This window comes from Ligilactobacillus pobuzihii E100301 = KCTC 13174 (assembly GCF_000349725.1).
Taxonomy (GTDB): domain Bacteria; phylum Bacillota; class Bacilli; order Lactobacillales; family Lactobacillaceae; genus Ligilactobacillus; species Ligilactobacillus pobuzihii.
Window position 1 is genome coordinate 196,435 of the sequence record NZ_KB714693.1, and the last position, 10,055, is coordinate 206,489.

The 10,055-nt window shown below is 37.4% G+C and carries 10 protein-coding genes; 6 read left to right on the top strand and 4 right to left on the bottom strand.

Translation table 11 applies throughout. The features are described 5' to 3' along the window. Positions 1-22: 22 nt before the first annotated feature. The 4 genes from LACPOB_RS0105005 to LACPOB_RS0105020 are packed head-to-tail and all read left to right on the top strand — an operon-like array spanning position 23 to position 3,900. Positions 23-1,063 carry an iron-siderophore ABC transporter substrate-binding protein gene (locus tag LACPOB_RS0105005; protein WP_017867737.1) on the top strand — a complete coding sequence of 347 codons (1,041 nt, stop codon included), beginning with the start codon at positions 23-25 and terminating at the stop codon, positions 1,061-1,063. Beyond that, complete coding sequence (locus tag LACPOB_RS0105010) at positions 1,060-2,082, top strand: FecCD family ABC transporter permease (protein ID WP_017867738.1); 1,023 nt, start codon at positions 1,060-1,062, stop codon at positions 2,080-2,082. Before LACPOB_RS0105005 ends, LACPOB_RS0105010 begins: the two co-directional genes overlap by 4 nt. Continuing rightward, a complete protein-coding gene (locus LACPOB_RS0105015) occupies positions 2,079-3,128 on the top strand; it encodes a FecCD family ABC transporter permease (RefSeq protein WP_017867739.1) in 1,050 nt (349 codons plus the stop codon). Before LACPOB_RS0105010 ends, LACPOB_RS0105015 begins: the two co-directional genes overlap by 4 nt. Beyond that, on the top strand, positions 3,115-3,900 hold the full coding sequence (locus LACPOB_RS0105020) for an ABC transporter ATP-binding protein (protein WP_017867740.1): 786 nt from the start codon (positions 3,115-3,117) through the stop codon (positions 3,898-3,900). Before LACPOB_RS0105015 ends, LACPOB_RS0105020 begins: the two co-directional genes overlap by 14 nt. A 116-nt stretch (positions 3,901-4,016) precedes the next feature. Here LACPOB_RS0105020 and LACPOB_RS12725 read toward each other — a convergent pair whose 3' ends face one another. From LACPOB_RS12725 to map, 4 genes are all read right to left on the bottom strand, one after another. Then, entirely contained in the window at positions 4,017-4,187 is a 171-nt protein-coding gene (locus LACPOB_RS12725; protein ID WP_017867741.1) for a hypothetical protein, read from the bottom strand. A 142-nt stretch (positions 4,188-4,329) separates the two neighbouring features. Next, entirely contained in the window at positions 4,330-5,685 is a 1,356-nt protein-coding gene (locus LACPOB_RS0105030) for an amino acid permease (RefSeq protein ID WP_017867742.1), read from the bottom strand. A gap of 630 nt (positions 5,686-6,315) precedes the next feature. Beyond that, positions 6,316-7,029, bottom strand: coding sequence for a GntR family transcriptional regulator (locus tag LACPOB_RS0105035; RefSeq protein ID WP_017867743.1), 714 nt, complete (start codon positions 7,027-7,029; stop codon positions 6,316-6,318). Positions 7,030-7,127: 98 nt separating this feature from the next. Next, positions 7,128-7,928, bottom strand: coding sequence for a type I methionyl aminopeptidase (gene map, locus LACPOB_RS0105040; RefSeq protein ID WP_017867744.1), 801 nt, complete (start codon positions 7,926-7,928; stop codon positions 7,128-7,130). A 503-nt stretch (positions 7,929-8,431) separates the two neighbouring features. Here map and LACPOB_RS0105045 point away from each other — a divergent pair. Together LACPOB_RS0105045 and LACPOB_RS12440 are read left to right on the top strand one after the other, a co-directional pair. Next, complete coding sequence (locus LACPOB_RS0105045; protein WP_017867745.1) at positions 8,432-9,349, top strand: aldo/keto reductase; 918 nt, start codon at positions 8,432-8,434, stop codon at positions 9,347-9,349. Between the two features lie 442 nt (positions 9,350-9,791). After that, positions 9,792-10,055: nucleoside hydrolase (locus LACPOB_RS12440; protein ID WP_040532792.1), on the top strand; the 264-nt coding region annotated here is incomplete at its 3' end.

Consider the following 10,055-nt stretch of genomic DNA (forward strand, 5'->3'; position numbering starts at 1 on the left):
AATTTACGAGGTAATCACTGATATGACAAGCAATAAATGGACATTGAAAGTAGTATTAATGATTATGCTATTGACTATTTTTATAGGTGGATGTTCAAAAAGTTCACAAATAAATAATGACGCAAATAGTAGTGAAAAAAATAACAAAAGCCAATATCCCATTAAAATCAAGAATAAATTTGGGACTACCGTGATCAAGCAAAAACCAAAAAGGGTAGCAACGATCCATTGGGGTAATCAAGATATCCCATTAGCGTTGGGTGTTGAACCCGTAGGCTTTTCGGCAGCCAACTTTGGTGTTAAAGACAAAAGTGGGCTATTGCCATGGACTAAAAAGAAATTAAAACAACTAGATGTTAAAAATCCTAAAGTTTTCCGAGATACAGATGGGCTTGATTTCGAAGCAATCGCTGATTCTAAACCGGATGTTATTTTAGCTGCTTATTCTGGTATTACCAAGGAAGATTATAAAACTTTGTCCAAGATAGCTCCGGTTGTGGCTTATCCTAAATCTCCTTGGACGACTTCTTGGAAAGAGCAAGTGCGCTTAGATGCAAAAGGGATGGGGATGGAAAAGCAAGGAAAACGTTTGATATCAAAAACAGAACAAAAAATACAGAATGGTGTTAAACATTATCCACAATTGAAAGGCAAAACGGTGACTTGGGTCAATTTTTCTGCCAGAGATCTGTCTAAATTTCAGATATACACTTCTGCAGATCCTCGTCCTGCCTTATTAGAAGAATTCGGATTAAGGTATCCACAAAGTATAACCCGGGAAATCAAGAGTAAACAGAGTTACTCCAAAGATTTTAGTTCAGAAAAGGCTGAAGTTCTAAATGATACAGATATTATCGTCGGGTATGGTGATCAAAAACTATACAAAGCTTTAAAAAACGATCCAATTCTAGGTAAAGTTCCCGCTATTAAACGTGGTTCAGTCGCTTTTATCGACAGTGATTCACCAATTGTAGCTGCGGGGACACCGACACCTTTATCAATTAATTACACTTTAGATGAATACCTAGATTTATTGGGGAAGGCAGCTGGTAAAGTTCAATGAAGAAGTCAAGCTACGTAAATTTGCATAATAAGATGGAAATTAAATTAATAGTGATATTTCTTTTGCTATTAGTAATAGCTGGATTTGCCTCTATCTTCATGGGCGTGAAAGACATTACTTTTGGTAATGCGATTTCGGCTTTATTTACGCATAAGATGAAAAGTAGTTTGGCAAACAGTATTATTCATAAAAGGATCTTGCGTACATTTTTTGCATGTTTATGTGGTGGGGCTTTAGGAATATCAGGTTCTTTGATGCAGGCGGTGACAAGGAATCCATTGGCTGACCCTAGTATTTTAGGTATAAATACTGGAGCTTCGTTTTTTGTTGTATGTGGGTTAGCTTTTCTTCATATTAGTACTGTAAGTCAATATATTGGGCTGGCTTTTGTTGGTGCACTGGTAGCTGCTGGACTTGTATTTGGAATTGTTGCTATTGGTCATCAGGTCAATCCGTTGACATTGATCCTATCAGGTACTGCTGTCAGTATTATGTTTTCTTCTTTAGTGACAACAGTGACCTTGGTACGTCAGGATGCTATCGATCAATTTCGTTTTTGGCAAGTAGGTAGTTTAGGAACCGTAACTAGTCAAGGAATGACATTTTTTATTCCCATATTTGTCATTGGTTTCCTTGTTGCCGTTTGTTGTGCTCCAGGGTTAAATGCATTGATGTTGGGTAATGAAGTAGCTAAAAATTTGGGTGTTAACGCCACGATTATTAATATTTGTGCGTGCATTGCAGGCATTATTTTATGTGCGACTGCAACTGCGCTGGCTGGTCCGATTGCTTTTATCGGTTTACTTGCGACTCATTGTACGAGGTTACTGTTTGGGGCTGATTTAAGGAAAGTCATTCCATTGTCAGCCTTAACTGGTGCGCTTTTTTTGACCAGTGCAGATGTGATCGGGCGTTTAGTAAGTGATTCGACAGAAATCAATGTTGGTATTATTACATCATTAGTTGGTGCACCTGTATTGATTTATTTGGCGAGAAGAACGAAGGTGCAAGCTGCGTGAAAAGACAAGCAGATATGCGGGGATATTTATTTGTTGGACAACGACACCGAAAAAGACGACGTTATGTTGTTGGCATATTATTATTTTTAATTTTGCTTTCAGTCGTTTTATTTTCTCTGGTATTTGGTCGGACAGTTTATTCAATCAGCGAGGTTTTTCAAGTATTGACCGGACGTATTGTTCCGGGTGCGTCTTTTACTATTTCGGAATTGAGATTACCGCGAACGATAGCATCTGTTTTAACTGGTTTGGCATTTGGTGTTGCTGGTTACGTTTTTCAAACATTACTTAAAAATCCATTAGCTAATCCAGATATTCTTGGTGTTAGTTCAGGATCAAGCTGTGCGGTAGTGGTATGTATCCTAGTTTTTCATACTAGTCAGATGACGCGTTCTGTTGTTGCAGTATGTGGTGGTTTATTAACTGTTTTAATGTTGTTTGGGTTATCTGGACAAAAAAAAGCAGCAACGACTCGCATTATCGTCGTCGGGATCGGTTTACAGGCGTTTTATAACGCAGTTATTTCTTATTTTACTGTTACTGGAGATCAGCGTGATCTACCTGAAGCGTTACGGTGGCTAAATGGGAGTTTGGATGGTGTAACCATCAAACAATTACCTATTCTTGCTGTAGTAGTCTTGGTCGGTTTACCATTGACAACCTATCTTGGTCAGCGGCTATGCGTGCTTAAATTGGGCGATGAGTTAGCATTATCTTTGGGAGTGAATGTTAACTTAACTAAGCTGATTTTGTTAATTGTGACGGTCATGATGACTGCCATGGCAACGGCTGTAACAGGGCCGATCGCATTTGTTAGTTTCTTAACTGGGCCGGTTACGAATAAAATTATGGGAGAAAATGGGAATAATGTGTTAGCGGCGGGCATGATCGGTGCCTTGTTAGTTGTGATTGCTGATTTAGTCGGGCAATTTGCTTTCCCTTATCGTTTTCCAGTTGGCGTTGTTACGGGCTTGATCGGAGCACCCTACTTAATATGGCAATTGATGTTAATTAATAAACGAGGTGGACTCAATGCAAGAGCATGATTTTTATTGTGAAAATATTAACGCTGGATATACGGAAAAAGCGATATTAAACAATGTTTCTTTACGGATACCTGCGGGCAAGATCAGTGTTTTGATCGGGGCAAATGGTTGTGGAAAATCTACTTTACTACGCGTTTTGGCGGGTTTTTTGATTCCAACAACTGGGCAGGTTAAATTAGACGGTAAGCAACTTAAACAGTATTCACCGAAACAAGTGGCCCAGATCCTGGCAGTTTTGCCACAGCAGTCAAGTACACCAGCTGGACTAAAAGTTATTGATTTGATCAGTCAAGGACGCTTTCCGCATCATTCTTTGTTTAGCCGTTTTAGCAAACAGGATGAAAGGGCTGTTTTAGAAGCAATGGAAATGGTAGGGATAACAGAGTTAGCGAAAAGAGATGTTAGTGAACTTTCTGGCGGTCAAAAACAACGAGTCTGGATCGCATTAGCGTTGGCTCAACAAACCGATATTATATTTTTGGATGAACCGACTACTTTTTTAGATATGGCTTATCAAGTAGAAATATTAAATCTGTTAGCGGATTTAAATAGGCGTTTTGGTAAAACTATCGTAGTTATTCTACATGACATCAATTTAGCGGCACGTTATGCAGATCGTCTTTTTGCTTTAAAAGATGGTGTGTTGATCAAGGAAGGGGCTCCTCGTACTGTCGTAAAAAAGGATCTGATCAAAGAAGTTTTTGGTTTAAATTCAATGATCGTTGAAGACCCAGTTGTGCATAGCCCTGTAGTAGTACCAATTGGAAAATAAGCAAAAAAATGGAATGACCGGTTCGTTTGTGTATAACAAGCGTACCGGTCATTCCTTAATACTTCGAGGATTATCCATATGTCATTCTCTCCTTGATTTAATTTACATGGACAAAATTACTTTTCTGGTAAGAAAATGTCGTTGTAGACATTGGCTTTGCGCCATGCAGAAAAAGACAAATTGTTTTTGCGTTTTGCAATTGAATAATCGTGTAAATCATTGACGATATCCAATACTAAAGCCAAAACAATTAAAAGGAAAAGAAATAGACCAAGTAGTCTTAACATTTTGATCCCTCCTTTAAGGATCATCATATTTAAGATGCATTGACCATCTCATCGATCCACCTTTATTATAACAAAATAAGCTGGTTATGCTCAAACCTGTTACCTTAAAAAGTCGAAAATTTGACTACTTTATTTTTGTTAATTACATACTTTTTTTGAAAATTAGTGAATAACTTACAAATAAACAGACTAAAGCTAATAGTGCAAATATTAAGGGCAGTCTGGTTATGTGATCGAAAAGTAAGAAAAATAGGAAACCACCAAAGAAAAGTATTGTCAGGTAATCTGTCCACGGATAGCCAGGCATTTTAAAAGTAGGGCTTCCGGCAGGAGTTGCTTGCCGGAATTTTAAATGGCAAAAGACTAAAATCAACCAGACAAGCACAAAACTGGTCGTAGAGATACTAGAAATTAATTCAAAAACAGTTTCAGGCATCAAATAGTTTAATAAAACAACGGCTAACAAAATCACCGTGGAAAAGTTTAATGAAGCATAAGGTACCCCATTTTGGTTCACTCGTGCCAGTTTTTTAGGAGCATTTCCGTTGTTGCTTAGTGTATGTAGAGTACGGCTGGTACTAAACAGACAGCTATTTGTTGCCGAAAGAGCAGCAGTTAACACTACAAAGTTTAAGATGCCAGCAGCACCAGGTATACCGATCGCAGCAAAAACTTGGACAAAAGGGCTAGCAGAAGTAGAAATTTTATCCCAGGGATAGACACTCATAATTGCGATCATTGAACCTACGTAAAATAAGCCGATCCTAATTGGCAGACTATTAATAGCTGTAGGCAGATTTTCTTCTGGGTCCTCAGTTTCACCAGCAGTTAGTCCGACCATTTCAATACCAACAAAGGCAAAGACGATCATTTGAAACGACATTAAGAAACCATAACCACCAGTAGCGAAGAACCCGCCATGGCTCCATAGATTAGAAAAACTGGCAATGTTATCACTAATATTAAACTTAAAAATCGCTAAGAAAAACCCAATGGCGATTAAAATAACGATCGCTAGAACTTTTATCATTGAAAACCATGATTCTAATTCGCCAAAGAGACGGACGTTGACATGATTTATCAAATATAAGCATAGTAAAATTATCAGCGGTGTTGCCCATTGTGGAAAGCTAGGGAACCAATATTTAACATAGATTCCAGTTGCAGTTAAATCTGCCATGGCTAAGCTGATCCAGCAAAACCAATATAACCAGCCGACTACAAATTCTAAGCGGTCGCCTAGATAAAGTTTGACGAAATCTAAGATTGAATGTTGAGATAGGTCAGACAATAGTAATTCTCCAACTGCACGCATCATGAAAAAGCAAAAAAGACCCACGATAATATAAGATAAGATGATCGACGGACCGGAAGAACTGATCGCATTACCAGACCCTAGGAACAGGCCGGTCCCAATTGCTCCGCCGATCGCGATCATCTGGATATGTTTGTTTTGTAGAGAACGCGAAAGATCCTCTTTTTTTTGCGGCTGTTTCATTATTATATTATTCTCCTTATAAAACTTGAATAGACAGGTATATCAAACTAATCGTGAAAACGTATAAAAAGCGTCCCTTGTACTATATATTTCAGTACAAGGGGCGCTTTTAACGCTGTTCCACCCAAGATTCACGGCCATACAAGCGATGGCTGTCTTTAAGTAAGTATAACTGATATAAAAAGCAATACTTAATATAGCACTGATAAAGGTAGTGCGACCTTAATGTTAGTGCTTACCATTTTTACTAGTTTTCAGCGGATACTAGTTCTCTGTTTTTCTGATATGTAATAAGTCTTTACCTATCTTACATGTTTTTTATTGCAGATAGCAAGTGTCGTTTGAAAAATTTGGACAAAAAAAGAAACCCATTAGTATAAGGGCTTCGATCTTAGTCATAGACAGATTATATCTCATGTCTCATTTGGAGAATGTAGACACGACATAACTGCATCCCATTAGCATACAAACATCAGCATACTTCAGTTTTTACATAAAAGCAAGTGAAAAAGTCCGAAAATTTGTAATTGTTAATGAAAATGCATACATTGGTATATATCAAAACTTGCTATGAAATTAAAGAAAATGTACCTATTTTTGATATCGGTTTTTTTAAGGAATAATCGTTTTTTAGGATAAGGAATTGTTAATGTGCATATAAACAGTCATTCCTTTTTGGAAATAGTATGAGTTCGAATAATTAAAAGGATGTTCGTTTTTAGTACAATTGATCTCTTCGATCCGCAAGGTCGGTGTTCCAACAGGTTGTTCACTTTCCTGTGCTTCTTTTTCACCTAAATTATAAACACTCACGTATTCATCTGCATTTGTGATTTCAATATCGTAGTTTTCGATAATAAAATTAAAAATTGAGTTTTCGCAAATTTCTTTATTAAGATAAGGAACTTGTTGCTTCAAATAATAGGCATGTTCTAAACTGATCAATTCCTTACCAGAAAAACGCAGGCGACTGACATAATAAACTAAGTCCTCTGGCGCGCAGTCTAAATGCTTTGCCACTTCTTTGCCAGCGGGGATGACTTCTAAAGCTAAAACTTTGGATAAAATAACAGGTTTTTGGCCGAGAGTCCCCAGACCATTTTTACCTGCGATGTTCATAAAGTAGCCATCACTATGAAGGGGAGTATTAACAAAATAGCCACTACCTTGGACGCGTTTGATCAAACCTTGTTCAAATAACGCATCCATCGCATTGCGGATAGTATTTCGACTTGTATTATACATCTCAACTAATTTTGCCTCGCTAGGTAGTTTATCAGCATATTTTCCATTTGCAATTTGTTTAGAAATTTCAAAAGCTACCTTCTTATATTTTAGTACCATTATTTATCCCTCCTCGTATTGTGGGGTTGTATTTAAAAGAGTTCAAAAAGCTAAAGGTATTTTAGCGCATACCTTATTTTTCTTTATCCTACATTGTGTTATTTTGACAAGTATTTTTTATCTCCAAGCGGGTCTTGTGACGTTAGGATCTTTGGCCCGTCATTTGTAATAGCTAGTGTATGCTCAAATTGTGCTGATAAGCTGCGATCACCTGAAACGTAATATTCCCAGCCAGTTTCCGGCACAACTTTAGTGTCGATCTCCCACGCGCCTCCAGCATTGACCATCGGCTCGATCGTAATGACCATTCCAGCCTTCAAACGTAGCCCTTGGTGTGGCATTCCGTAGTGATAAATATCGGGTGCTTCGTGGACAGATGGTCCGATCCCATGACCGATCAATTCCCGTACATCGCCCATATGGTTTTGTGTTTCAACATATTCTTCGATGGCATGGCCAATATCACCGACACGATTACCTACCTGTGCTTGATCAATACCCAAGTATAAAGCTTTATGTGTGACTGCTATCAAGTTGTCGATTTCAGGAGTTGATTCCCCGATAACATAAGTCCAAGCAGAGTCACTTTGGTATCCATGCCAGCTAACACAGAAATCGACTTTAACTACATCATGATTTTTAAGCTTTAATCCTTTACGTGGTGTAGCATGAGCAACTTCTTCATTAATACTGATACAGGTTGCATATTTGTAGCCATCAACGCCCTTTTCAGAAGCGATGGCATCGTGTTCTTGAACGTATTGGTCAACTAGTTGATCAATTTCCCAAGTATCCATCCCAACGTGTAATTTATCTTTTAACATTAGATGTGCACCTGCTAAAATAGCACCTGAATGTTGCATACCTTCAATTTCTCTTTGTGATTTTAGTGTTATCAAATCATTGTCTCCTTGTATTCTTGTTTTATCTTAATTAACTCTTATTATAATGAAAAATTCCTTTTATTGAGTGCAATTCTTCCTATTCATTATACACTTAAATAAAATTGAATTGTTGGGATAATTATCAATTGTTAGATTTTAATATAAAGTTAGGGCATAGTATCAAAATAAGTAGTTATTGTACTTTAACTGCAGGCCAGAGTGGACAAATCAAAGTTTTTTTCAAAAACCGTAATAGTTTGTCATCATTATCTCCAACATCATCTTTCCTGTGTTAGTAAGTATATTAGGCATATTGTAGTATGTTCTTGCTAAAAAACAAGGTCAAGTAGTAGAAGATACAGTTAATTTCGATTATTTGACAATTACTTGCGGGTGTCACACACTAATTATGGAAAATACTTGAACTATTTAGAGTGAAGGAGGTCGTTGATTCTAAAGTATTTGAAAATATTTGTAAAAAGCAAAGTAACAAGTATTTAATAATGAGGAGTGATCAGATGACTGAAAGTATTTTGACCAGAACAACGGAATTAAATAATGGCATCAAGATGCCAGTCTTTGGGTTAGGTGTCTGGAAAACGGATAACACTAACGCTGCTAATTCTGTTTCGACTGCGATCCAAAATGGATATAAGATGCTCGATACAGCCAAACAATATGGAAATCAACCGGGTGTTGGTGCTGGGATCAAGGATGGTTTACTAAAAACTGGCCTGAATCGAAAGGATCTATTTGTAACCTCTAAAGTATTCAATGGTGATGTTGGGTATCAGTCAACTTTAAAAGGCTTCTATGAAACTTTAAATGAATTGCAACTGACATACTTGGATCTTTATCTGATCCACTGGCCAGTAGATGGGCGTTATTTGGATAGTTGGCATGCCTTGGAGGAGTTATACCGTAAGGGAAAAATTAAGGTGATCGGTATTTCTAATTTTGATAATAAACGTCTACAAGACCTGTTGGAACACTCTGATGTAACGCCAGCAATCAATCAACTAGAATTCAACCCACTCAATCAGGAAAAAGATATCCAACAATTAATGCAGTTACAGGGTATTCAACTAGAAGCCTGGTCACCACTTGGTGGAGGTGATTCTTTGAATGACCCAACTATACAGAAACTAGCTGACAAATACCATAAAACTGCGGCCCAAATTATTTTACAATGGGACGTCCAACAAGATGTGATCACTATCCCTAAATCAGTCCACGAAAAGCGGATCATTGAAAATAGTCAAGTTGGTGATTTTGAATTGTCAAAAGATGATATTGTAGCAATTAACCGGCTAGACCAAGCTAAACGAAGCTTGTGGTATGAGGACTTTGATTGGCACGATCCCCAAAATCCTAATGGGATCTCGGATACGATCGATCAATGGGACGATCGAGAAAAATTTCTCGGCAAAAAGTAAATTAAACACATGATCTAATATGAGTTAATTAAGCCATAATGACAGACCTTAGTAGTTTTGCTAAAGGATGTTGATAATTGTGCTTAGTTTGAAATGGGGCTGGGACATAACTAGCTGTGTGATCCTAAAAGGGCCGTCGATTTACACTATTAATGGGTTAAATCGACGGCCCTTAAACGTGCTTCAAAAAATATCTTGTCTCACTTTCGTTTTTTTGACGTAATTTAGTAAAATAATTAAAAATACATGACATGTTGATTTGATTTATAGTAAAGCGCTTTACATAATAATGTAAAGGCTTTATATTTACTATGTAAGTGGTTCGTAAAAAATTCTAGTGGTATAAAAAACATCTGTACTTTGATACTAGTAGGCGAGCTATAGGCTTTTAGCCACAGATAGCTTAAAATTAAGATAGCTAGTACAAGTGGGAGGAATATAAATGGCAATTAATATTATTATGGATACAGACCCAGGAATTGATGATGCTGCAGCTTTAACGATGGCGATCAACGATCCTAAAATCAATTTGAAGTTAGTCACTGCAGTTGCAGGTAATGTGACAGTCGATAAAACAACTGCTAATGCTTTGAAAATCGTACATTTCTTTGGTAAAGATCAAGAGATCCCAGTTGCAGCTGGTGCTAAGCAGCCACTGATCAAGCCATTTGAAGATGCGGCTCGGATCCACGGTGAATCTGGTATG